Origin of the sequence: Streptomyces resistomycificus (assembly GCF_001514265.1) — a bacterium.
GTDB classification, from domain to species: domain Bacteria; phylum Actinomycetota; class Actinomycetes; order Streptomycetales; family Streptomycetaceae; genus Streptomyces; species Streptomyces resistomycificus.
This window is the reverse complement of sequence record NZ_KQ949004.1, coordinates 32,130-54,221: the sequence shown is the minus strand read 5'-3', so window position 1 is coordinate 54,221 and position 22,092 is coordinate 32,130. Positions and strand designations below refer to the sequence as shown.

Here is a 22,092-nt window from a genome sequence, read left to right as displayed (position 1 = left end):
TCACATCGTCATCACAAAGCCGTGGATTCGCGTAGCGGGTCAGCTCACTCGCTGTAACGTCGATTGGGTGCGTACCGAACGAAACCTCACCCGTCTGGACCGGGTGTTCGCGAGGCTGGACCGTGAGCCGGAACGGCCGGCTCACATCGACGTGCCGAAGATGAGCCGGCACCGGGTCGCGCTGTTCGCCGGAACACTGGCCTTCTACCTGGCGATCGTGTGGCTCGTGGTGATCACCTCCTGGCTGGTCCGCCTCGACTGGCAGGTGATGTTCTTCCGGCCGTACCAGCAGTGGGCCGGCATCCACTGGTTCGTCGACTACTACGTGGTGCTCGGCCAGCGCGGCCCCACCGCGGTGATGGTCGCGGCCTGGCTGGGCTGGCGCTCCTGGCGGCAGCACACGCTGCGCCCGCTGCTGACCCTGGCCACGTCCCTGCTGCTGCTGAACGTCACCGTCGGCGCGGCGAAGATCGGCATGGGCAGACTCGGACCGCACTACGCGACCACCATCGGCTCGAACGAGATGGGTCTCGGCGGCGATATATTTCCCAGCGGCCACACCGCCAACGCCGTGGTGACCTGGGGAATCCTCGCCTACATGGCCTCCGCGCCGTGGGCCCGCCGCTGGCTGTCCGCCGTGTCCGCGGTCACCTCGCTCGGCGTGGGCATGGCCACGGTCTACCTCGGTACGCACTGGCTGAGCGACGTGCTCCTCGGCTGGGCCGCCGGTCTGCTGATCCTGCTGGCCCTCCCGTGGTTCGAACCGCTGATCGCGCGCGCCGAGACGGCCGTCTTCGACCTGCGCGACCGCTGGCGGGCCCGTGGCGGCGGCACGGCGCCGGCGCCGCTGTCGCCCGTCGAGACCCCCGTACGGCTCAAGCCCCGCCCGGCCTCCCAGAACGAGACGGCGGCCCGTACCCAGAGCGAGACCGTGGCCCGTGCGACGCCCCGGGCCCCCGTCTACCTGTCCCCGGGGCCGCACACGGCCCGCTCGGAGCGCACACCGGTCACCCCGGCCGGCAGCCGCCGCCCGCCCCAGACGGACCGCATCGTCCGCGGTACCCCGACGGCCCGCCCCCTGACCGGCGGCTGACCACGGCGGCGGAACCGGTACGCACCGCTCACCCCGCACGGCGACGGCCCCGACTCCTTCACAGGATTCGGGGCCGTCGCCGTCTTCACAGGTGCCGTCGAGGGGTCAGCCCTTCCAGGACCGGGCCACCCGCCCCTCCTTCACCTCGAAGTTCAGCCTGCCCACGCGGTACTCCATGGTGATGATCGCCCCCGGCGGCAGCGAGCGCACCGTCGACCACCCCCGCTCGCGTGCGAGCCGTTCGGCCCGCTCGGCGTCGAGGCCGACATAGGTGTCAGGACTGTCCTGGGGTTCGGCGGAAGGAGTCGGAATCGGTGCCATGCGGCCACGCTAGGCCCCATCCCGCGGCCGGGGAAGTCCGAGATCCCGCGGTCGGGGAAGTCCGGGGCGCGCACCGAGGGTCACGTCCCTCCCCGGTCACGCTTCTGTCACAGAATCACGACACCCGTTTCGGCCTAACTCCGTCACACGTACGAGCGGTTCCCTAGCCCTTACGCGGGTAATCGAGCGCAATTCCCGCGTGTCGTGCCGACTCCCGGAAAGGCGTGTCGGAAAGGTTCCGGGAGTACCGCTTCCCACCCCTCTTTCTCACCGATTTCAGGAGGGGCCGGGAGCGCTGACATCACATGAGAAATACACGGTTCCGGCACAGAACCCCCGTATGCCCCCTGTCGGAGCACGCCACGGCGCGAGCATCATGGCGTGGGCTCGCGGACACGTGTGGCGCGGGCCTCGGCGGGCCCGGGGCAGGGCGAGCGAAGGGGCGAGCGAGCGATGGGGACGCAGACCGCGCAGGCGACGGCACGACCCGTGCGGCGAGAGCAGCGGGGCCGGCTGGTCGTCGACTGGCTGACCACCACCGACCACAAGAAGATCGGCCATCTCTACCTGATCACGTCGTTCGCGTTCTTCCTGATCGCCGGGGTGATGGCGCTGCTGATGCGCGCCGAGCTCGCCCGGCCGGGACTGCAGATCGTGGACAGCCAGCAGTTCAACCAGCTCTTCACGTTGCACGGCACGATCATGCTGCTGCTCTTCGCGACGCCGAGTTTCGCGGGCTTCGCCAACGAGCTGATGCCGTTGCAGATCGGCGCGCCGGACGTGGCCTTCCCGCGGCTGAACATGCTGTCGTACTGGCTGTTCCTGTTCGGCGGCCTGATCGTGCTCGGCTCGCTCCTGGTGCCGTCGGGCCCGGCGGCCTTCGGCTGGTTCGCCTACGCGCCCCTCAACGACTCGGTGCACTCCCCCGGCGTCGGGCCCGACCTGTGGATCATGGGCCTGGCGCTGTCCGGCTTCGGCACCATCCTCGGCGCGGTCAACTTCATCACGACGATCATCGGGATGCGTGCGCCCGGAATGACCATGTTCCGGATGCCGATCTTCGTCTGGAACACCCTGTTCACGTCGATCCTGATCCTGCTGGCGTTCCCGGTGCTGGCGGCCGCGCTGCTGGTGTTGGAGGCCGACCGGCGGTTCGGCTCACAGGTCTTCGACGCGGCCAACGGCGGGGCGATCCTGTGGCAGCACCTGTTCTGGTTCTTCGGGCATCCCGAGGTGTACATCATCGCGCTGCCGTTCTTCGGGATCATCACGGAGATCATCCCGGTCTTCAGCCGCAAGCCGATGTTCGGCTACCTGACGCTGGTCGCCGCGACGATGTCGATCACTGGTCTCTCGGTGGTGGTGTGGGCGCACCACATGTTCGCGACCGGCGCGGTGTTGCTGCCGTTCTTCTCGTTCATGAGCTTCCTGATCGCGGTGCCGACGGGTGTGAAGTTCTTCAACTGGACCGGCACCATGATCAAGGGCTCACTGTCCTTCGAGACACCGATGCTGTGGGCGGTGGGCTTCCTGGTGTCCTTCCTGTTCGGCGGTCTGACGGGGGTGATCCTGGCGTCGCCGCCGCTGGACTTCCATGTGACGGACACGTACTTCGTGGTCGCGCACTTCCACTACGTCGTCTTCGGCACGGTCGTCTTCGCGACCTTCGCCGGCTTCTACTTCTGGTGGCCCAAGTTCACCGGCAAGCTGCTCGACGAACGCCTCGGCAAGATCCAGTTCTGGACGCTGTTCGTGGGCTTCCACACCACGTTCCTGGTGCAGCACTGGCTGGGCGCGGAGGGTATGCCCCGCCGGTACGCCGACTATCTCGCCGCCGACGGCTTCACCGCGCTCAACACCCTCTCGACCATCGGCGCGTTCCTGCTGGGCTTCTCGACGCTGCCGTTCCTCTACAACGTCTGGAAGACCGCGAGGTACGGCGAGAAGGTGGGGGTCGACGACCCGTGGGGCTTCGGCCGTTCCCTGGAGTGGGCGACCTCCTGTCCGCCACCGCGGCACAACTTCAACACGCTGCCCCGGATCCGCTCCGAGTCGCCCGCGTTCGACCTGCACTTTCCGGAGTACGCGGCGCAGATTCCCCAGCCCGAGCCAAAGAGCGAGCAAGCCGGTCGTGAGCCGTCCTGATCGCCTCGGTCAGCTCGGCGGGCTCCAGCACCTCGAACTCGAAGCCCGTCAGCATCACGTGGATCACCATCACGTCCAGGCTCGCGGCCCCGGTGCGCAGGACGCAGGCGTGCGCACCGTCGGGTTCCAGCGTTCCGGCGGACGGTGAGATCCGCTCGGCGGCCTCTTCGAGCGGCACGAGCAGCCGGACGACGGCGTGCGAGGCGTACGCGCGCGTGGAGACGCCCTGGGAGACGTAGGCGGCCAGGTCCTGGGCGGGGGGCGTGCGCGGTGCGAAGCGTGGGCCGTGGGGTGGCTTCGGGGTGATGCGGTCGGCGCGGAACGTACGCCAGTCCTCGCGGTCGAGGTCCCAGGCGACCAGGTACCAGCGGCGCTCGCTGCACACCAGGCGGTGCGGTTCGACGCTGCGGCGGGTGGGGGTGCCGTCGTGGTCGCGGTACTCGAAGCGCAGCCGCTCGGCGTCGCGGCAGAGGTTGGCCAGCTCGGTGAGGACGGCCGGGTCGACGGAGGAGGGCAGCGGGCCGCGCAGCATCGGCACGGTGAAGGCGTTGAGGGCGCCGACCCGGCGGCGCAGCCGGCCCGGCAGGACCTGTTCCAGCTTGGCGAGAGCCCGGACCGAGGTCTCGCCGATGCCGTCGATGCCCTGCCCGGCGGCCGTGCGCAGGCCCACGGCGACGGCCACGGCCTCGTCGTCGTCGAGCAGCAGCGGCGGCAGTTCGGCACCCGCGCCCAGCTGGTAGCCGCCGCCGGTGCCGGGGCTGGCGTTGACGGGGTAGCCCAGCTCACGCAGCCGGTCCACGTCCCGGCGGACCGTGCGGGCGGTGACGCCGAGGCGGTCGGCGAGGTCGGCGCCGGACCATTCGCGGTGGGCCTGGAGGAGTGAGAGCAGGCGCAGCAGTCGTGCCGAGGTCTCCAACATGGAACCGAGTCTGCCAGCGATCGCGGACAGCCACTGTCCGCAAGCGGCGGGCCCGGTATGGCCTCCGGGTCCCAAGGGCCGTCCGCCACCCCGGTGTCAGGACCCTTCGCGGGTCACGGACACCGACAGGTCGTTGTCCCGCGTGTAGTACGGGCCCGCCTCCACCGGTCCGTCCGGCGTCTGTACGCGCGTGCGCGGGTAGGTGAACACGGGCTTCTTGTCGGCGACGTCGTCGAGCAGCCGCGCGATGCGTACCCGCGGCCCGGCCTCCCCGCCGGGCCTGAGCCACAGGTCCCAGACACCGGGTTCCAGCACTGCGTACGACACCGCGAGACCGAACTCGGCCTGGTCGGCGGTGACCTCGGTGCGGCGCACGGGGCCGGGGAGGCTCCGGCGGCGCAGTTCGGCGTACGCCTCCGGGGCGAGGCCCGTGCCGTACACCCGGCCCCGGACGGTCAGCCCGGCGCTGCCGGCGCGCAGTTCGCGCGCCTCGGCGTGCGGGGCGCGCAGCCAACTGCGGACGGTCAGGTTGCCCTGCCGGGTGGCGTAGGGGATGCGCACGGCGACATGACCGCGGGAGCCGCTCGGCGCGCGGGCGGCGAGCGAGCGCAGGTCGGTGGTGCCCGGCACGAGACGCCGCGGCTCGTCGCCGGCCACGCAGGCGTAGGCGTCCCAGCGGCCCTCGGGCAGGGCGACGGTACTGGGCAGCGCGGCCCGCAGCCGGCCGTCCGTGGCCGGTGTCAGCGGCAGACTGACCTCGTCGTGCCCGTCGCTGCGGCGCAGCACCAAGTGCGCCACGTCGCACGCTCCGTTCGCGGTGACGTCGAACGTCAGTCCGCCGGCGGAGTCGGCGACGCAGTCGGCGCGCAGCGGTGCGACCCGCGGAGCGGGCATCGTCATGCGGTGGGCTTCCTCCCGTGTCCGTGGTGTGGGGTTAGACCGCCTACGGGGCCTTTTGGTTGCCTGTCACGGCTGATACGGCAGTTGCGGGACGTCGAAGCAGGTGGTGTCCATGTCGCCCTGCGAGACCCAGCCCCTGCCGTCCTCCCAGCGGGCCGCCGACAGGCAGCTGTGGCGGGTGGCCGGCGGCTGTGCCAGCCGCTCGAACCTGACCGGGACGAGCAGACCGTCGGCCGTGTAGTCCTCGCCGCGGTTCATGAAGGCGTCGACGCACGCGCGTGTGACGTCGCCTTCGGGGCAGGACCGTGCCGCGTCCGTGAACCACATCGCGGCCGCCCAGCCCTCCAGTTGCCACTGCGAGTGCGTCTTCAGTCCCTTGGTGGCGTCGCGGAACTCCCGTACGGCCTCGTGGTCGGTGTCCTCGTGGTTGCGGCTGGACGCGGTGGCCCACAGGGCGTTGCGGCAGCGCGGGGCGTCCCGGTAGTCCTCGGCGACGGTGGACGTCCAGTTCTGCACGTTGGTGACCTTGGCGGTGACCTCGACGCCGGCGTCGTCCATCGCCTCGCACAGCCGGGCGTTGCCATGGGTGTCGATGGCGTCGAAGACCAGGTCGGCGCCCTGGTCCTTCAGGTCGGCCGCCACCGCGCGGAAGTTGGGCAGGGCGAAGTCGACCTGCTCGGTGATCACCTTGTACCCCTCCGCCTTCAGTCCCTGTTCCACGAGGGAGGCGTAGGCGGCCGACGCGGCCTGGTTGTAGGAGACGACTGCGGCGGTCCGGGCGCCGTGCTCGCGCTTGAAGTAGCGGTACACCTCCGTGCCGCCGTACTGCCGGCCGTCCCAGCCGGTGGTGCCCTCGCGTGGCGCGAGGCTGCCGTAGATGCCGTACAGGTGCGGCCAGGTGTCGTAGGCGGCCCCGATGGGCTGGCCGCCGATGTCCGGCACGCCCGCGCGTGCGACGCGGGAGGCGCCCGCGTAGTCGAGGGCGGTGGTGGCGACCAGGGCCACGACCTCGTCCTCCTCCACCAGCCTGTGCACGCAGGTGTTGTTGCCGACGCCGCTGCCCCCGTCGTCGCACAGCCGTACCTCGACCGGCCGGCCGGCGACGCCCCCGCGCGCGTTGAGGCGGTCGAAGTAGGCCTCGGCGCCGTCGCGCGGCCCGGTGAAGGCGCTGCCGCCGACCGGGCTGGTGGCGCTGGTGATGATGCCGACACGGATCGGCTCGGCCGCCCGTGAGGGGCTCGACGCGCCACGGTCCTCGAAGTCGCTCTTCGGCAGACGGCTGCCGCAGGCCGTGCCCAGCGCGAGCAGCAGCACGGCCGCGACGGCCTCAGCAGCCCGCGACCGGCGACTGCGAGGCATTGCCGCTCAGTTGGACCAGCGCGCACAGCGTGTTGACCGAGACCTTCCAGGTGCCGTCCTCCTCCACGGCCGTACCGGCGGCGTCCGGCAGGGCGGTGGCCCCGTTCAGGAGCAGCGTGTAGGTCACGTCCGCCGCGGTCGCGCTCGTGAACGCGACCTTGGTGACCTCCGCCTGCACCTGGCCGCCCCGCTCGTCGCCGCTGAAGGCCTCGAGCACCGGCCCCATTTGTTCGCCGTTCTCAAGGACGGCCTGTTTGTCCTCCGTGGAGGTCTTCGGGTCGAAGAACTTCCGCCAGTTCTCCTTGACCTCCTGCTCGGCCGCGGCGGCGTCGGCGGGCGCTGTGGCCGCCGGCGCGCTCGTCGTCCGCTCCGTCTGCTCGACCGAGGGCGTGGGGGGCGGAGTGTCTTGGCCGCCGCCGCTGTCGTCGCTGCAGGCCGCGAGGGCCGGGGCCAGGAACAGAAGGAGGGCGACCGCCCATGCCCGCCCTCTCGGGGCCCCTGCCCGCCGTGCGTTCCCCCGCCTGAGGTCGCTCCCGAGAACCATCTGGCTCACCACCGGGTGTCGGTCCGGGCCATAGACGCCCGGTGCTTTCAGGGTCAGCTTGCAGAAGGCATAGTGCAAGCCATCGGCTGACATGGACAGACACATGACGTGTGGGAGCCAGAGATGCGGACAGCCCGACTCAGGACCGTGCACCCCGTCCTCTGGGCCGGCTGGGCCGCGCTCGCCGCGGGCGCGGTGCTGTGCGTCCTCGGCTGGTACGGCGTCTCGGGCGAGCGCCACGCGGAGCGCCAGCTGCCCTACCTGGCCTCCTGCACGGTCCCCGGCGCCGCGCTGATCGTCGCCGGGGCGGTGCTCCTCACCCATGGCCGCAACGCGCTCGCCGCCGCGCGGGTGGAGGAGCTGTTCGGCCTTCTGGTGGCCGCCGAGCCCGCCGACGCCGACGTGCCCGGGCAGGCCGCGACCGCGCCCCTCGCGGTCAGCGCGGACCTGCTGATGGTGCCGGGCGGCACCCTGTGGCACCGGGCGGACTGCCCGCTGGTCGCGGGAAAGGTGGAGGCCGTGCCGGTGGACTCCAAGCTGGTGGCGAGCGGCGAACTGGGCCCCTGCCCCATCTGCGAGCCCACCGGGGAAACCGACTGATGGCCACGCCGCTGTCCCCCTGGCTGCCTCCCGCGGCGTCCTCGCTGACCTACGACCTCACTCTCGCCGGCCTCTCGGTGGGCAGCGCCGCCGCCCTCACCGGGATCGGCCTGATCGTGACGTACCGCGCGACCGGCGTGCTCAACTTCGCGCACGGCGCGATCGCGATGGTGTGCGCGTACGTGCTGCGGCAGTGCGTCGTGGAGTGGGGCTGGCCGCTGTGGGCGGGGGCGGCGGTCACCCTGCTGGTACTGGCGCCGGGCCTGGGCGTGGTGCTGGAACGCCTCGTCTTCCGGCCGCTGTCGGTGCTGGGCGGCGACCCGGCGCAGACACTGGTCGCGTCCATCGGGGTGTTCGTGCTGCTGGTGGGCGGGGCCGCGCTGGTGTGGGGGCAGGGCGCCCGGGACGACGCGCCCGAGCTGGTCCGGTCGGACCCCTGGGGGCAGCTGGCGGTGGTCCTCGTGCTGGCCGTGGCGGTCGGTACGGTGATCCGCCTGACCCGGTTCGGGCGGGAGCTGCGGGCCGTGGTGGACGACCGGGGGCTGGCCGTGCTCGGCGGCATCGACGCGGACCGGGTGGCCTCGGCGGGCTGGGCGTTCGGCTCGTTCACGGCGGGTCTGACGGGCGTGCTGCTGGCGCCGTACGTGCGTCTGGACCCGTACGGTCTGCCGCTGCTGGTGATGGAGGTCGTGGCGGTCGCGGTGGCCGCGCGGATGCGGAGCCTGCCGGTGGCGGTGGTGGTGGCGCTGGGCATCGGGGTGGCGCAGAGCCAGCTCACCCGCCTGCACCCCTCGGGCTGGGGCGAGCCGCTGCTCCAGGCCGTCGGCGCGAACCTCTTCGTCGTGGCCCTGCTGATCGCGGCCCTGGCGCTTCCCCGGATCGGGGCGGGCGACGCCCTGCCGCGCACGGCCACCGCGCGTGTGCCGACGCCGCCGGGCGCCTGGATCGTGGCCGCCGTGCTGTTCCTGCTGCCGCTCGGGTTCGCCGGCTCGGACCTGCACACCGCGGTCGAGGTGCCGGCGCTGGGCGTGGTGCTGCTGTCCCTGGTGGTGGTCACCGGCAGCGGCGGCCAGATCTCCCTGGGGCAGGCGGCGTACGCGGGCCTGGGCGCGCTGTTCACGGCGCTGCTGGCGGCCGGCCGCTTCCCCGGCCTGCCCCGCCTTCCCGAACTGGCCGCACTGGCCGTGGCGGTGCTTCTGGTCGCGCCCCTGGGCCTGCTGACGGGCTGGCCGGCGATCAGCCGCCGCGGACTGGCCCTCGCGCTGGCGACCTTCGCGGTGGGCGTCGGCGTCAGCCGCTTCGTCTTCGCCCAGCCCTACGCCGTCTCCGGGCTGTCGCTGGGCCGCCCCGCCGGCTTCGACGGGGACCGCGCCTACTACCTGTTGGAGTTGCTCCTCCTGGCCACCGCGCTGCTCGCGACGCACGCCCTGCGCCGGGGCAGGACCGGCCGGGCGCTCGCCGCGATGCGCGACCACGAGGCGGGCGCGTCGGCCGCCGGAGTCCAGGTCCCCTCGCTGAAGCTCCTCGCCTTCGTCACCGGCGCCGCTCTGGCCGCCCTCGGCGGCGGCATGCTCGGCATGGGTCTGCGCGCCTTCGACCCGGGCGCCTACGACCCCGTGCGCGGCCTGCTCTGGTTCGCCGCGGTCGTCGTCCTGGGCGCCGACAGCACGCTGGGCGCCCTGGCCGCGGCGGCCCTGCTGGTGGGTCTGGACGCGGGTGCGCGGGGTGGGGTGGCCGCGGCGCTGATCGGAGTGCTGGCGGTTCTGGTCGGCCGCTTCCCCGGCGGCCCGTACGAGGCGTGGCGGACGGCTGCGGCGCGGCTCCGGCTGCGGCGGAGGGCCGAACTGACGCCGCTGGGGGCACGGGTGAGGCGGGCGCGGCGGCCGGTGGGGGTGCCGGCCCGGGGCAGGCAGGTCCTGACCGGCGCGACGGCTGCGGGCGGAGCCGGCCCGTCGTCACCAGAGCCGGACACCACGGCCGGCTGGTCGTCGGACACCACGGCTGGCCCGTCGTCGCCAGAGCCGGACACCACGGCCAGCCCGTCGTCGAACACCACGGCCAGCCCGTCGTCGCCAGAGCCGGACACCACGGCCAGCCCGTCGTCGCCAGAGCCGGACACCACGGCCAGCCCGTCGTCACCAGAACGGGACACCACGGCCAGCCCGTCGTCACCAGAGCCGGACACCACGGCCAGCCCGTCGCACGCGCCACGCCGGAGGCGACGCGGTACCGCGGCCTGGCGAGACGCGCGCGGCCCGGCAGGTGCCGCCGTCGCCGCGGGTACACCGGACGCCGTCCGGCGCCCGCCACCGGCCACCCCCTCCCTCACCTCCCCCACCGCGACACCGTCTGCGGAGCCCCGTGTCTCCCCTCTCCTCACCGCCCGCGCCCTCCACGCCCGCTACGACGGCTTCACCGCCCTAGACGGTGTCGATCTCGACGTCACGCCGGGGCAGGTCACCGCGATCGTGGGCCCCAACGGCGCCGGCAAGAGCACCCTCTTCCACTGCCTGGCCGGCACGCACCGCCCCGCGCGCGGACGGGTCCTCCTCGGCGGGCGGGACATCACCCGGCTCCCCGCGCACACCCGCACACGACTCGGCATCGCCCGCACCTTCCAGCAACTGGCCGTGTTCCCGACCTTGACCGTGGCCGAAAACGTACGGGTGGGCGCCGAGCAGGGGCGGGTCACCGATCCCGCCGCAGTGGAGCGTGCGCTCAGTCTGCTCGGGCTGGACGGGCCGGTGCGCGCGCTGCCCGCCGCCGGCCTGCCGACCGGCACCCTGCGCCGGGTCGAACTGGCCCGTGCCCTTGCGGGCGCCCCGCGCGTGCTGCTGCTCGACGAGCCGGCGGCCGGCCTGGACACCACCGAGGTCGCCGCACTGACCAGAGTCCTGAAGGCCCTGGCCGCCGACGGCACCGCCCTGCTCGTCGTCGAGCACGACCTGGACCTCGTGGCCGATCTCGCCGACGTCGTCCACGTGATGACAGCGGGCCGCGTCGTCGCCTCCGGCCCGCCCGCCCGCGTCCTCGACTCTCTCGGCGCTCGTGAGGGCCACTCATGACCCCGGCCCTGGAACTGCGCCACGCGCGCGTGCGTTACGGCCCTCTGGAGGCCCTGCACGGCGTCACCCTGGCCGCCCCGGGCCCCGGTCTCACCGTCATGCTGGGCCGCAACGGCTCCGGCCGGACGACCGTTCTGCGCGCGCTGGCCGGAGCCCTGCCGCTGTCCGGCGGCGCGGTGATCTGGGACGGCGTGGACGTGACCCGCGTACCGGCGTTCGAGCGGGCCCGCCGGGGCCTGTGTCTGGTACCCGAACGGCAGGCGGTGTTCGCCTCCCTCACCGTGCGCGAGAACCTCGAACTGGCCGCCCCGGCACCCGACATCGCCCTGGACGCCTATCCGCAGCTCGTGCCCCTGCTCGCGCGCCGCGCCGGCACCCTGTCCGGCGGCGAGCAGCGGATGCTCGCCCTCTCCCGCGCCCTGCTGGCACGCGCGCGCGTGGTGCTCGTCGACGAGCCCGCGCAGGGCATGTCCCCCACGGTCGCGGCCCGTACGTACGCGCTGCTGGCCTCGCTTGACGCGTGCGTGGTCGTCGCCGAGCAGCGGCTGCCGCCCGTCCTGCGCGGAAGGGCGCCGGTGGTGGTGCACGAACTGCGCCGCGGGGCGGTGGTGTTCAGCGGAGAGGCGGGCGAGCTGTGGACGCGGGAAGCGGCGGCCCGAACACGGCGGAGGCCTGGGCCGCGTCCTTCGCGCTGACCGACGCCGAGCCCTTCGGGAGGGCCAGCAGCATGCCCGGCTCCAGCCGGTTGGGAGAAGCGCCGATCACGTCCTTGTTGGCCTGGTAGAGCGCCTGCCAGCCGCCCTCGACGTCGTACCTGCGGGCGATCGCCGAGAGCGTGTCGCCGGTTTTCACGGTGTGCATCCGGCCCTTGAGCCCGTACCTCTTGGAGCAGACGGGCCAGGCCTCCCAGCCCTGCACGGCCAGCACCTCCTGGGCGACGGCGATCTGTTCCGCCCTGGTGGCGAGATCCGCGCGCCGCGCGTACTTCAGTCCGCCGAACGCCTCCCAGGTGGGCTGCCAGAACTGGAGTCCTCCGTAGAAGCCGTTTCCGGTGTTGGCGTTCCAGCGGCCGCTGCTCTCGCACTCGGCGACGCATCCCCAGGGCCACTGGTCCTCGGCGCACGCGGGCACGTGCTTCGAGGACTGCCGGGGAGCCGGTGGAGCCGCGTGGGCGACACCGGAAGGCAGAGCGGAGGCGAAGACGGAAGCGAGAGCGGAGAGCACGGCCGCGGTCAGAGCGAGCTTGATCGGCTTCGGGTACATCGGCTCACGCTAAGCAGCGCGTGCCGTACGCCCGTTGCGACGCGTCCGGTCCGCCGAGGACCCCACCCGGTCGGCGGAGGGTTTCCGGGCACCCGGTTCATTCCCTGATTTACTGATTTGTCGACCAGTCGCCTCACTGACCGGCTCTCCCGACTGACGTCCAACTCCCCTGGATCAGCGATGAATTGATGACGGCTGCCGGACTCCGTACCACAGGTTCCCCCGCGCCGTGGGTGGTTCGATTCCGTTCGCCATGGGGCGTGACTCCCGCCGCGGATCGCCCGTTGTCTTCTGCATGAGCCCGGGACCCACCCGGTTCACGGACCGGGAGCCACCCGGCCCCGCCACGCACCACATCCCGAGGGAGCCACCCGTGCCGCGCATGCTCGAAGTCAGCGACGAGGTACGTGCCGAGATCGGCGACGAGGAAGCCGACCGGCTGCTCGCCGGAGAGAACGCCCCCGGCAGCTACGACTGCACGTCCTGCCGCACCCAGGGCGACTCCGAACAGGAGCGCACCAGCACCGTCCTGTTCATCGGCGACGAGACCGCCGTCCTCGCCTTCGCCCACGCCACCTGCCTGCCCTCCCAGGTCGTGCAGGTCACCGAGGAGCAGCTCCAGGGAGCCGTGAAGTCCATCACCGGCGACACCGTCGACCTGGAGCCGGACAGCATCGCCCCCGAGCAGGCCGTGCTAGGCGTGACCAGCGGACTCGTCCTGATCGCCGGGGAGCTGCACCCGGCACTGGTGGTCGAGCCGACCGCGCCCATCGTGCGGCCCGGCGCGACGGGGGCCGGCGACGACTTCCTGCCGCTGCTCATCGAGCAGGGGTTCATGCCGCTGACGGCGATCGAGTCCGCGCCCTCCGTGCTCCACGGCTGGTCGGTGCTGTTGGCCATGGGTCAGCTGCACGCCGTGCTGCAGCCCGGCACCAACGGCGGTCAGCCGGTCGCCTGGTGGCAGGCGCACCAGCCGCTTCAGGTCACGGAGAGCTGGCGGGCGGCGGCGAACAAGCACCAGCAGGTGCTGATGTTCGCGGCGCCGGTGGGGTCGATCGGGCGCCAGCCCCGCGAGGACCTGCTGCGGGACGCGCTGGACAAGGCGGCCGCCAACGGCAAGCTGGTCGCGGCCGCGATGCCGCTCGCGGGTACCTGAGCTTCCTGACTCCGGGGACCGCGCGGGGCCGGCGACACGGGTCGTACGTGGCTGACCGCGCGGTTCCCCGTCCCCTTTTGGGGCGTGCCCCGGCCGCATCTCCCGAGCGCTGGGGTCGTTTGGACATACGTGCACACCTACGATGTCCCCCGCCGCCAGTTCCCGTCGCTCCCGTCAGCGCGAGCGGCCCAGGATCCCCCGGGCGGCCCCTCGGCCACGCCGATCTACGACGCGCTCTACGCGGAGTACGTCAGGTCCTTCCGTTCGCTGCCGGGTGACCGAAGCGGCGAGGAGGAGCTGGGCTTCACGGCCTTCGGGAACGTGCCGCACAGTACGGGCGGGTTCAGCAACACCTACAGCGCCTACAGCGCGGGGGCCTACAGCGCCCGGCACAGCGCGGGACAGCAGTCGCAGTGGCAGCGGGTGGGCCAGATCGGGCAGCAGCACCACAGCACCGGGATGCACCACGTACCGGCGGCGCTGCCGCCCGGTCCGCGCCGGGGTGTCTGAGACATGAGTGAGGGCGGCTCCCCGTCGGGGAGCCGCCCTCACTCATGTCCGCGTCACTTCTTCTTGGCGCCGCGCTTCTCGCGCACCCGCACCGAGATGTGGATCGGCGTCCCCTCGAAGCTGAACTCCTCGCGCAGCCGGCGCTCGATGAACCGCCGGTAGCCCGCCTCGATGAAGCCGGAGGCGAAGAGCACGAACCGCGGCGGCTTGGTGCCGGCCTGGGTGCCGAAGAGGATGCGCGGCTGCTTGCCGCCCCGGATGGGGTGCGGGTGGGCGGCGACCAGCTCGCCGAGGAAGGCGTTCAGGCGGCCCGTGGGCACGCGGGTCTCCCAGCCGGCCAGGGCCGTCTCGATCGCCGGGACCAGCTTCTCCATGTGCCGTCCGGTGAGCGCCGACACGTTCACCCGGGGCGCCCAGGCGACCTGGCCGAACTCGGTCTCGATCTCACGCTCCAGGTAGTAGCGGCGCTCCTCGTCGAGGGTGTCCCACTTGTTGTAGGCGATCACCATCGCGCGGCCCGCCTCCACCGCCATGGTGACGATGCGCTGGTCCTGCACGGAGATGGACTCGGAGGCGTCGATCAGGATGACCGCCACCTCCGCCTTCTCGACGGCGGCCGCGGTGCGCAGCGAGGCGTAGTAGTCGGCGCCCTGCTGGAGGTGGACGCGCTTGCGGATGCCCGCGGTGTCGACGAACTTCCAGGTGACGCCGCCGAGTTCGATCAGCTCGTCGACCGGGTCGCGGGTGGTGCCGGCCATCTCGTTGACGACGACCCGCTCCTCGTTGGCCACCTTGTTCAGCAGCGAGGACTTGCCTACGTTCGGGCGGCCGATCAGCGCGATGCGGCGGGGGCCGCCCACCGCGCTGCCGAAGGTCTGCTCGGGGGCGTCCGGCAGGACCTCCAGGACGGCGTCCAGCATGTCGCCGGTGCCGCGGCCGTGCAGCGCGGAGACGGGGTGCGGCTCGCCGAGGCCCAGGCCCCACAGGTAGGCCGCGTCGGACTCGCCGCTCTGGCCGTCGACCTTGTTGGCGGCCAGCACGACCGGCTTGCCGGCCTTGCGCAGCAGTCGTACGACCGCCTCGTCGGTGTCGGTCGCGCCGACCTTGGCGTCGACGACGAAGACGACGGCGTCGGCCGCCTCGATCGCGTACTCGGCCTGCGCGGCCACGGAGGCGTCGATGCCGAGGACGTCCTGCTCCCAGCCACCGGTGTCGACGACCTTGAAGCGGCGGCCCGACCACTCGGCCTCGTAGGTGACGCGGTCGCGGGTGACACCGGGCTTGTCCTCGACGACGGCCTCCCGGCGGCCGATGATCCGGTTCACCAGAGTCGACTTGCCGACGTTCGGGCGGCCGACGACGGCGAGGACCGGCAGCGGCCCGTGACCGGCCGCCTCGATCGCGCCCTCGACGTCCTCGATGTCGAAGCCCTCTACCGCGGCGAGCTCCATGAACTCCGCGTACTCGGCATCGCCAAGCGCTCCGTGGTCGTGCTCCTCGCCCGAGCCGTCGGAGTGGATGTGGTCGTTCATGAAGTCCGTACCTCGTTCATCGTGGTGATCGGTGGGCCAGCCGGCTCTTTCGCCGGATTGATCCACTACTCAGTGTCGCCTAGCGCCCGGTCAGGCGCCTGGCGTTTTCCAGGTGCGCGGTGAGCTGCTTCTGGATGCGTTCGGTCGCCTCGTCGAGGGCCTTGCGCGTACGTCGTCCGCTGCCGTCGCCCGCTTCGAAGGGGTCGCCGAAGACGACGTCGACGCGGCTGCGCAGCGGGGGCAGCCCCTTTATCAACCGTCCGGGCCGCTGGGAACTTCCCAGGACGGCGACCGGGACGATCGGGGCACCGCCGCGTACGGCGAAGTACGCGAGGCCGGCGCGCAGCGCGGCGAAGTCGCCCTCGCCCCGGGTGCCCTCGGGGAAGATCCCGAGGACGCCGCCGCCCGCCAGCACTCCCAGCGCCTGGGTGATCGCCGTGCGGTCGGTGGTGTCGCGGTCCACCTTGACCTGCCCGATGCCGAGCAGGAAGGGGTCCAGCGGGCCGATGAAGGCTTCCTTCTTGATCAGGAAGTGCGTCGGCCTGGGTGCCACGCCCATCACCATGGGACCGTCGATGACGTGGGAGTGGTTGACCGCGAAGATCACCGGGCCGGTCGCGGGCACCTTCCAGGCACCCAGCACCCGGGGCTTCCACAGGCCGTACATCAGGCCGACGCCGATGCGTCGCCCGACTTCGGCGCCCTTCAGGGAGGGCACGGACACTGCGCTCACTTCGCGGCCCGCTTCTCCTCGACGAGCGTGACGACGCACTCGATGACCTGGGCCAGGGTGAGCGCGGTGGTGTCCACCTCGACGGCGTCGTCGGCCTTGGCGAGCGGCGAGGTCTTGCGGCTGGAGTCGGCCGCGTCCCGCTTGATCAGGGCCTCGCGGGTGGCGTTGACGTCGGCGCCCTTCAGCTCACCGCTGCGGCGGGCGGCTCGCGCCTCCGGCGAGGCGGTGAGGAAGATCTTCAGGTCGGCGTCGGGCAGGACGGTCGTGCCGATGTCCCGGCCCTCGACCACGATGCCGCCCTCGGCGGAGGCCGCGATGGAGCGCTGCAGCTCGGTGATCCGGGCCCGCACCTCGGCCACCGCGCTGACCGCGCTGACCTTGGAGGTGACCTCCTGGGTGCGGATCGGGGCCGCCACGTCGGTGCCGTCGACCGTGATCGTGGGGTTCGCCGGATCGGTGCCGGAGACGATGTCGGGCTTGCCGGCCGCCGCGGCGATCTCCGACGGGTCGTCCGTGTCGATCCCGTTGGTCACCATCCACCAGGTGATCGCCCGGTACTGGGCGCCGGTGTCGAGGTAGCTCAGGCCGAGCTGCGCGGCCACGGCCTTCGACGTGCTCGACTTGCCCGTGCCGGAGGGGCCGTCAATGGCGACAATCACGGGCTGGGCGGCGCCGTTTTCCACGGGGGGACACCTTCCTGGTGCGGTGCGGTGGGGATGCGGGGGCGATCGTGCCCCGCACAAGGTTACTGGGTTCGCGTCACTCGTCCGGCCGCGCATGGCTGACCCCGGGACGAGAGCGACGACGACACCGGGCGCCTACTGCCGCAGCGCCCACCCTCGCTCCTTCAGCGCCGCCGTGAGAACCGGTGCCGCTTTGGGCTCCACCATCAGCTGCACCAGGCCGGCCTGCTGCCCGGTCGCGTGCTCGATCCGTACGTCCTCGATGTTGACCCCGGCCATCCCCGCGTCCGCGAAGATCCGGGCCAGCTGCCCCGGCTGGTCGTCGATCAGCACCGCCACCACCTCGTAGGCCCGCGGGGCGGACCCGTGCTTGCCCGGGACCCGGACCTGGCCCGCGTTGCCGCGCCGCAGGACGGCCTCGACGCCGGTGCTGCCCTCGCGCCGCTTGTGCTCGTCGGAGGACTGCAGGGCCCGCAACGCCCGGACCGTCTCGTCGAGGTCGGCGGACACGTCCGTGAGGAGGTCGGCCACGGGCCCGGGGTTCGCGGACAGGATGTCGATCCACATGCCGGGGTCGGAGGCGGCGATCCGGGTCACGTCCCGGATGCCCTGCCCGCACAGCCGTACGGCGGCCTCGTCGGCGTGCTCCAGGCGCGCGGCGACCATGCTGGAGACCAGGTGCGGCATGTGGGAGACGAGGGCGACGGCACGGTCGTGGGCGTCGGCGTCCATCACCACCGGCACGGCCCGGCAGTGCGAGACCAGTTCCAGGGCGAGGTTCAGCACCTCGGTGTCGGTGTCCCGGGTCGGCGTGAGCACCCAGGGGCGGCCCTCGAAGAGGTCGCCGGTGGCGGCCAGCGGGCCCGACTTCTCCCGGCCCGACATCGGGTGGGTGCCGATGTACGGCGACAGGTCCAGGCCCAGCGCCTCCAGCTCGCGCCGCGGGCCGCCCTTGACGCTGGCCACGTCGAGGTAGCCGCGGGCGACGCCCCGGCGCATGGCGTCGGCGAGGACCGCGGCGACGTGGGCGGGCGGGGCGGCGATGATCGCGAGGTCGACGGGCGCCTCGGGCGTCTCGTCGGTGCCGGCGCCGAGCGCGGCCGCCGTACGGGCCTGCTCCGGGTCGTGGTCGGCGAGGTGGACGACGACACCCCGTTGGGACAGGGCGAGGGCGGCGGACGTACCGATGAGCCCGGTGCCGACGACGAGGGCGGTCCTCACTGCGCGATGTCCTTGCGCAGGGCGGCCGCGGTACCCAGGTACACGTGGGCGATGTCGGCGCGCGACCGGTCGGACTCGATGTGCGCGAGGATCCGCACGACGCGGGGCATGGCGCCCTCGATGTCCAGTTCCTGGGCGCAGATCAGCGGGACGTCGACGATGCCGAGCTTGCGGGCGGCGGCCGCCGGGAAGTCGCTGTGCAGGTCGGGCGTGGCCGTGAACCAGATGCTGATCAGGTCGTCCGGCGTGAGGCCGTTGCGCTCCAGGACGGCGGTGAGCAGGGCCCCCACCTGCTCGTCCATGTGGCCGGCCTCGTCCCGTTCGAGTTGGACGGCGCCCCTCACCGCTCGTACCGCCACTGCGCTGCTCCTTGCTGATGTACGTACCGGCTCCTGGTACGTCCAGCCTAGTCAGCCCGCGTGGGGCCGGCGCGCGGCGCCCGCCCGCTGAGACGGCCGCCGCGCCCCCTGCGCATGTCACCCGTATCGCTCAATTCCGCTACTTGGGGTGAGATTGCGCCCGTGCGCCTCTGGACGCCGGACCGCCCGGTCCGCTCTCATGGCAGGAAGCTCGCCTCGGGGGAGGCTCTTTCATGAAACGTTCCGGACCGCTGGTCACTCTGCTCGCGGGACTTCTGCTCGGCCTGTTCATGCTGTCGCTCAACGCGACGACGGGCGAGAAGACCTCGTCCTCGTACCAGGGGGAGTCACCGGCGGCCAAGTCGTCCCCGACGCCCACGGCGGTGACCCCGTCGCCCTCCCGCTCACCGTCCCCCTCGGCCACACCGATTCCCGACGCCGACTACGCCGGGCGCACCAGCGACGACTCCGCCGCCGTCGCCGTGACGCTGAACGACGGCAAGGCGATCGCGTACTTCTGCGACGGCCGTGCGAAGGAGTCCTGGCTGAAGGGCGATGTCGAGGACGACGGCACGATGCGGCTCACCGGCAGGCACGGCGCCAAGCTGAACGGCACCCTCAAGGAGGGCAAGCGGATCAGCGGCACCGTGGACATCGACGGCGGACGGTACGCCTTCACCGCCGACAAGGCGAAGAAGCCGTCCGGTCTGTACCGGGCGACGGCCACGGTACGCGGCGCGAAGGTCGACGGCGGCTGGATCGTGCTGCCGGACGGCCGGCAGGTGGGCGTCCTCACCCGCGACGGCGAGTCCTCGCCGGCACCCCGGATCGACCCGGAGACCGGCGCGGTGACGGTCGACGGACAGCAGCTCACGGCACGTCCCGTCACCCCTTGACCTTCCTCCGGAGTCGTTCATGACCGTCGACCCGAACGCCGCCACCCAGAACTTCCCCTCCCCCGGGCCCGGCCACCGCCGCCCGCACCCGGCCCGCTATCTGCTCCCGGCGCTCGTCGCCGCCGCGGTGGCGGTGGCCCTGGGCGTGTACGGCAAGGTGCACGACCCGGCGGGGACCGCCTTCAACATCGCCGGCTTCAGCAGCACCGGGGCGGTGAAGTCATGGCTGGCCACGGCCGCGATCCTCTTCGCTCTCGTCCAGGTGGCCTCGGCGGCGATGGTCTACGGGAAGCTGCCCGGCCCTCGCTGGTCCTCCACGCTGCACCGCTGGTCGGGCCGGGCGGCGTTCCTCCTGTCGGTTCCGGTCGCGGTGCACTGTCTGTACGCTTTTGGCTATCAATCCTACGAATCACGCGTTCTGTGGCACTCGCTCCTGGGTTGCTTCTTCTTCGGCGCCTTCAGTGCCAAGATGCTGCTGCTGCGCTGGGAGCGGCTGCCCGGCTGGCTGCTGCCTCTCGTCGGCGGACTGGTCTTCACCGTCCTCGCGATCATCTGGCTCACCTCAGCCCTCTGGTTCTTCCGCACCTTCGGAGTGACGACATGACTCAAGGCCCGACGCGGCGCACCGTTCTCCTCGCGACGGGCGCGGCGGCGCTCACCGCCGGCTGCAGCGAGTACGGCGACGACAGCGACTCCGGCTCGTCGTCCTCGGTCGCCGCCTCCGCCGGGCAGGAGGTGGCGAAGACGGGCGACATCCCGGTCGGCGGCGGCAAGATCTTCGCGGACGAGAAGATCGTCGTCACCCAGCCGAAGGAGGGCGAGTTCAAGGCCTTCTCGAACATCTGCACCCATCAGCGGTGTCCGGTGGCCAGCGTCTCCGACGGCACCATCAACTGCTCCTGCCACGGCAGCAAGTTCAGCATCGCGGACGGCTCGGTGGACAACCCGCCGGCGACGAAGCCGCTGCCCGAGAGGCAGATCAAGGTGTCGGGGGACTCGATCACCCTGGCCTGACCCGTCAGGCGTCCCAGAGCGCCCCCAGGGTCGCCAGCTCGCTCTGGTACTCGATCCGGTCGGCCCACTCGGCCGGCCAGGCGTCCGCGCCCAGGTGTGCGCCCGCGAAAGCCCCCGCCAGGCAGGCGATCGAGTCCGAGTCGCCGGAGGTGCACGCGGCGCGCCGCAGGGCCGTCACCGGCTCGTCGACGAAGAGCAGGAAGCTCAGCAGCCCGGTCGCCATGGCCTCCTCGGCGATCCAGCCCGCCCCGGTGGCCAGGCAGGGGTCGGTCTCGGGCGAGGGAGTGGCGAGCGCCCGCCGGAGCCGGTCCAGGATCTCCAGACACTCGTCCCAGCCGCGCGCGATGAAGTGTTCGGGAGAGGGGTCCTGGCTGCGCGTCCACAGGTCACCGAGCCAACGCTCGTGATACCGGCTGCGGTTGTCCTCGGCGTACGTCCGCAGCAGCCCGACCAGTTCGGCCGGGTCGGCGCCGTGCGCGAGCAGCCGTACGGCGTGGGCGGTGAGGTCGGAGGCGGCGAGTGCCGTGGGGTGTCCGTGCGTGAGGGCGGACTGCAACTGGGCGGCGCCCGCCCGCTGTTCGTCGCTCAGTCCGGGCACCAGCCCGACGGGGGCGACCCGCATGTTGGCGCCGCAGCCCTTGGAGCCGATCTGGCTGGCGTCCTGCCAGGGCAGGTCCGCACGCTCCAGGAGGTCACAGGCCCGCAGGCAGGTGTTGCCCGGCGCCCGGTTGTTCTCCGGGGAGCGGTTCCAGGCGATGAACTCCCGCCGTACGGGCTCGGCCATGTCGGGCCCGAGCACCCCCCGGTCCATGGCCGACCGCAGCCCTCTGCCGAGCGCCAGCGTCATCTGGGTGTCGTCGGTGACGATCGCGGGCGTCGGCAGCGCCATCTCCCGCCACGGACCGCACTTGCGGAGGATCGACGGCACGTCGTTGAACTCGGTCGGAAAGCCGAGCGCGTCCCCGAGGGCGAGCCCGACGAGCGACCCCGTGGCGGCGCGCTTGGTCAGAGTGGTGGTCATGCGGGGCGTCCTTCCCGGGACGGTCGGAGGAGGGGCGGGTGCAGGGTGGCGGCCTCGCCCGGGCGGTACAGCGCGGCGGGCTTCCCGCGGCCGCCCGTCAGCCGGGCGGCACCCGGGACCGGCTCGACGAAGCCGGGGGTCGCGAGCACCTTGCGGCGGAAGTTGGGGCGGTCGAGCGGGGTGCCCCACACCGTCTCGTAGACCTGCCGCAGCTCGCCGAGGGTGAACTCGGGCGGGCAGAAGGCGGTGGCGAGGCAGGTGTACTCGAGCTTCGCGCCCACCCGTTCGTGGGCGTCGGCCAGGATCCGGTCGTGGTCGAAGGCGAGCGGCCCGGCGGCGTCGTACGGCACCCAGCGGGCCTGGGCCGCGTCGCTTCCGCCGTGCGGCTCGGGGGCGTCGGGCAGCAGCGCCGCGAAGGCGACCGAGACGACCCGCATCCGGGGGTCCCGGTCCGGCTCGCTGTACGTCCGCAGCTGCTCCAGGTGGAGAGCCGCGACGTCCACCAGCCCGGTCTCCTCGGCGAGCTCACGCCGGGCGGCCGTCTCGGCGGACTCGTCCGGCCGCACGAAGCCGCCGGGCAGCGCCCAGCGGCCGAGGTACGGCTCCTGTCCGCGCTCGACGAGCAGCACGTGCAGGGCGCCCGCCCGGAGGGTGAGCACGGCGAGGTCGACCGTGACGGCGAAGGGTTCGTGGGCGTACTTGTCGTAGCCCCGCACGACACCACCCCCCTTTTATAGTCAGTACGACTATAAAAGGGG

Annotated in this window: 22 protein-coding genes and 1 pseudogene; 10 read left to right on the top strand and 13 right to left on the bottom strand. The window is 72.4% G+C overall.

Translation table 11 applies throughout. The annotated features are described in order from the left end of the window. The first annotated feature begins 67 nt into the window (after positions 1-67). A complete protein-coding gene (locus AQJ84_RS36105; RefSeq protein ID WP_030041387.1) occupies positions 68-1,093 on the top strand; it encodes a phosphatase PAP2 family protein in 1,026 nt (341 codons plus the stop codon). A gap of 105 nt (positions 1,094-1,198) precedes the next feature. Here AQJ84_RS36105 and AQJ84_RS36100 read toward each other — a convergent pair whose 3' ends face one another. Continuing rightward, positions 1,199-1,414, bottom strand: coding sequence for an I78 family peptidase inhibitor (locus tag AQJ84_RS36100; RefSeq protein ID WP_030041386.1), 216 nt, complete (start codon positions 1,412-1,414; stop codon positions 1,199-1,201). Positions 1,415-1,867: 453 nt separating this feature from the next. Between AQJ84_RS36100 and ctaD the strand changes: the two are divergent. Then, positions 1,868-3,439 (top strand): annotated as a pseudogene (gene ctaD, locus AQJ84_RS41670) (aa3-type cytochrome oxidase subunit I); the annotation flags it as partial. Here ctaD and AQJ84_RS36095 read toward each other — a convergent pair. The 4 genes from AQJ84_RS36095 to AQJ84_RS36080 form a co-directional block, all read right to left on the bottom strand. Further along, complete coding sequence (locus AQJ84_RS36095; RefSeq protein WP_059198901.1) at positions 3,438-4,478, bottom strand: helix-turn-helix transcriptional regulator; 1,041 nt, start codon at positions 4,476-4,478, stop codon at positions 3,438-3,440. The pseudogene ctaD and the gene AQJ84_RS36095 overlap by 2 nt on opposite strands. Before the next feature lie 96 nt (positions 4,479-4,574). Then, a complete protein-coding gene (locus tag AQJ84_RS36090; RefSeq protein WP_030041382.1) occupies positions 4,575-5,378 on the bottom strand; it encodes a hypothetical protein in 804 nt (267 codons plus the stop codon). 66 nt (positions 5,379-5,444) lie between these two features. Next, the gene (locus AQJ84_RS36085) at positions 5,445-6,737 is read right to left on the bottom strand and encodes an ABC transporter substrate-binding protein (RefSeq protein ID WP_053190180.1); all 1,293 of its coding nucleotides are present in this window, start codon (positions 6,735-6,737) and stop codon (positions 5,445-5,447) included. Next, positions 6,706-7,281 (bottom strand): hypothetical protein, encoded by a 576-nt coding sequence (locus tag AQJ84_RS36080; RefSeq protein ID WP_030041380.1) that lies wholly within the window; start codon positions 7,279-7,281, stop codon positions 6,706-6,708. Before AQJ84_RS36080 ends, AQJ84_RS36085 begins: the two co-directional genes overlap by 32 nt. 123 nt (positions 7,282-7,404) lie before the next feature. Here AQJ84_RS36080 and AQJ84_RS36075 point away from each other — a divergent pair, with 123 nt between their 5' ends. Genes AQJ84_RS36075 through AQJ84_RS36065 form a run of 3 tightly spaced genes read left to right on the top strand, consistent with a single transcriptional unit; the run spans position 7,405 to position 11,641 of the window. After that, positions 7,405-7,881, top strand: coding sequence for a hypothetical protein (locus tag AQJ84_RS36075; protein ID WP_030041379.1), 477 nt, complete (start codon positions 7,405-7,407; stop codon positions 7,879-7,881). Further along, positions 7,881-10,946 (top strand): ABC transporter permease subunit, encoded by a 3,066-nt coding sequence (locus AQJ84_RS36070; protein WP_053190181.1) that lies wholly within the window; start codon positions 7,881-7,883, stop codon positions 10,944-10,946. Before AQJ84_RS36075 ends, AQJ84_RS36070 begins: the two co-directional genes overlap by 1 nt. Then, positions 10,943-11,641, top strand: a complete 699-nt coding sequence (locus AQJ84_RS36065; protein ID WP_030041377.1) for an ABC transporter ATP-binding protein — start codon at positions 10,943-10,945, stop codon at positions 11,639-11,641. Before AQJ84_RS36070 ends, AQJ84_RS36065 begins: the two co-directional genes overlap by 4 nt. On the opposite strand, the gene AQJ84_RS36060 is transcribed toward AQJ84_RS36065, so the two are convergent. Continuing rightward, positions 11,559-12,209: a LysM peptidoglycan-binding domain-containing protein gene (locus tag AQJ84_RS36060; RefSeq protein WP_030041376.1), complete on the bottom strand. Its 651-nt coding sequence runs from the start codon at positions 12,207-12,209 to the stop codon at positions 11,559-11,561. The genes AQJ84_RS36065 and AQJ84_RS36060 overlap by 83 nt on opposite strands. A gap of 373 nt (positions 12,210-12,582) precedes the next feature. Here AQJ84_RS36060 and AQJ84_RS36055 point away from each other — a divergent pair, with 373 nt between their 5' ends. Together AQJ84_RS36055 and AQJ84_RS36050 are read left to right on the top strand one after the other, a co-directional pair. Beyond that, positions 12,583-13,365, top strand: a complete 783-nt coding sequence (locus AQJ84_RS36055) for a hypothetical protein (RefSeq protein ID WP_053190182.1) — start codon at positions 12,583-12,585, stop codon at positions 13,363-13,365. Positions 13,366-13,494: 129 nt separating this feature from the next. Next, the gene (locus AQJ84_RS36050) at positions 13,495-13,875 is read left to right on the top strand and encodes a hypothetical protein (protein ID WP_030041374.1); all 381 of its coding nucleotides are present in this window, start codon (positions 13,495-13,497) and stop codon (positions 13,873-13,875) included. Positions 13,876-13,928: 53 nt separating this feature from the next. On the opposite strand, the gene der is transcribed toward AQJ84_RS36050, so the two are convergent. The 5 genes from der to aroH form a co-directional block, all read right to left on the bottom strand. Then, the gene (gene der / locus AQJ84_RS36045; protein ID WP_030041373.1) at positions 13,929-15,407 is read right to left on the bottom strand and encodes a ribosome biogenesis GTPase Der; all 1,479 of its coding nucleotides are present in this window, start codon (positions 15,405-15,407) and stop codon (positions 13,929-13,931) included. A gap of 79 nt (positions 15,408-15,486) precedes the next feature. Then, on the bottom strand, positions 15,487-16,074 hold the full coding sequence (locus AQJ84_RS36040) for a lysophospholipid acyltransferase family protein (RefSeq protein WP_078632025.1): 588 nt from the start codon (positions 16,072-16,074) through the stop codon (positions 15,487-15,489). Between the two features lie 62 nt (positions 16,075-16,136). Beyond that, on the bottom strand, positions 16,137-16,823 hold the full coding sequence (gene cmk, locus AQJ84_RS36035) for a (d)CMP kinase (protein ID WP_030041371.1): 687 nt from the start codon (positions 16,821-16,823) through the stop codon (positions 16,137-16,139). 135 nt (positions 16,824-16,958) lie between these two features. Next, complete coding sequence (locus AQJ84_RS36030) at positions 16,959-18,044, bottom strand: prephenate dehydrogenase (protein WP_053190183.1); 1,086 nt, start codon at positions 18,042-18,044, stop codon at positions 16,959-16,961. Then, the gene (gene aroH / locus AQJ84_RS36025) at positions 18,041-18,403 is read right to left on the bottom strand and encodes a chorismate mutase (protein WP_030041368.1); all 363 of its coding nucleotides are present in this window, start codon (positions 18,401-18,403) and stop codon (positions 18,041-18,043) included. Before aroH ends, AQJ84_RS36030 begins: the two co-directional genes overlap by 4 nt. A gap of 233 nt (positions 18,404-18,636) precedes the next feature. Here aroH and AQJ84_RS36020 point away from each other — a divergent pair, with 233 nt between their 5' ends. Genes AQJ84_RS36020 through AQJ84_RS36010 form a run of 3 tightly spaced genes read left to right on the top strand, consistent with a single transcriptional unit; the run spans position 18,637 to position 20,313 of the window. Continuing rightward, positions 18,637-19,299 (top strand): hypothetical protein, encoded by a 663-nt coding sequence (locus AQJ84_RS36020; RefSeq protein WP_030041367.1) that lies wholly within the window; start codon positions 18,637-18,639, stop codon positions 19,297-19,299. Between the two features lie 19 nt (positions 19,300-19,318). Next, on the top strand, positions 19,319-19,903 hold the full coding sequence (locus AQJ84_RS36015; protein ID WP_030041366.1) for a DUF6529 family protein: 585 nt from the start codon (positions 19,319-19,321) through the stop codon (positions 19,901-19,903). Next, on the top strand, positions 19,900-20,313 hold the full coding sequence (locus AQJ84_RS36010) for a Rieske (2Fe-2S) protein (protein ID WP_030041365.1): 414 nt from the start codon (positions 19,900-19,902) through the stop codon (positions 20,311-20,313). Before AQJ84_RS36015 ends, AQJ84_RS36010 begins: the two co-directional genes overlap by 4 nt. A 4-nt stretch (positions 20,314-20,317) precedes the next feature. Here AQJ84_RS36010 and AQJ84_RS36005 read toward each other — a convergent pair whose 3' ends face one another. Both AQJ84_RS36005 and AQJ84_RS36000 read right to left on the bottom strand, forming a co-directional pair. Beyond that, a complete protein-coding gene (locus AQJ84_RS36005) occupies positions 20,318-21,334 on the bottom strand; it encodes an ADP-ribosylglycohydrolase family protein (RefSeq protein ID WP_053190184.1) in 1,017 nt (338 codons plus the stop codon). After that, positions 21,331-22,050: an NUDIX hydrolase gene (locus AQJ84_RS36000; protein ID WP_030041363.1), complete on the bottom strand. Its 720-nt coding sequence runs from the start codon at positions 22,048-22,050 to the stop codon at positions 21,331-21,333. Before AQJ84_RS36000 ends, AQJ84_RS36005 begins: the two co-directional genes overlap by 4 nt. Between the last annotated feature and the right edge of the window lie 42 nt (positions 22,051-22,092).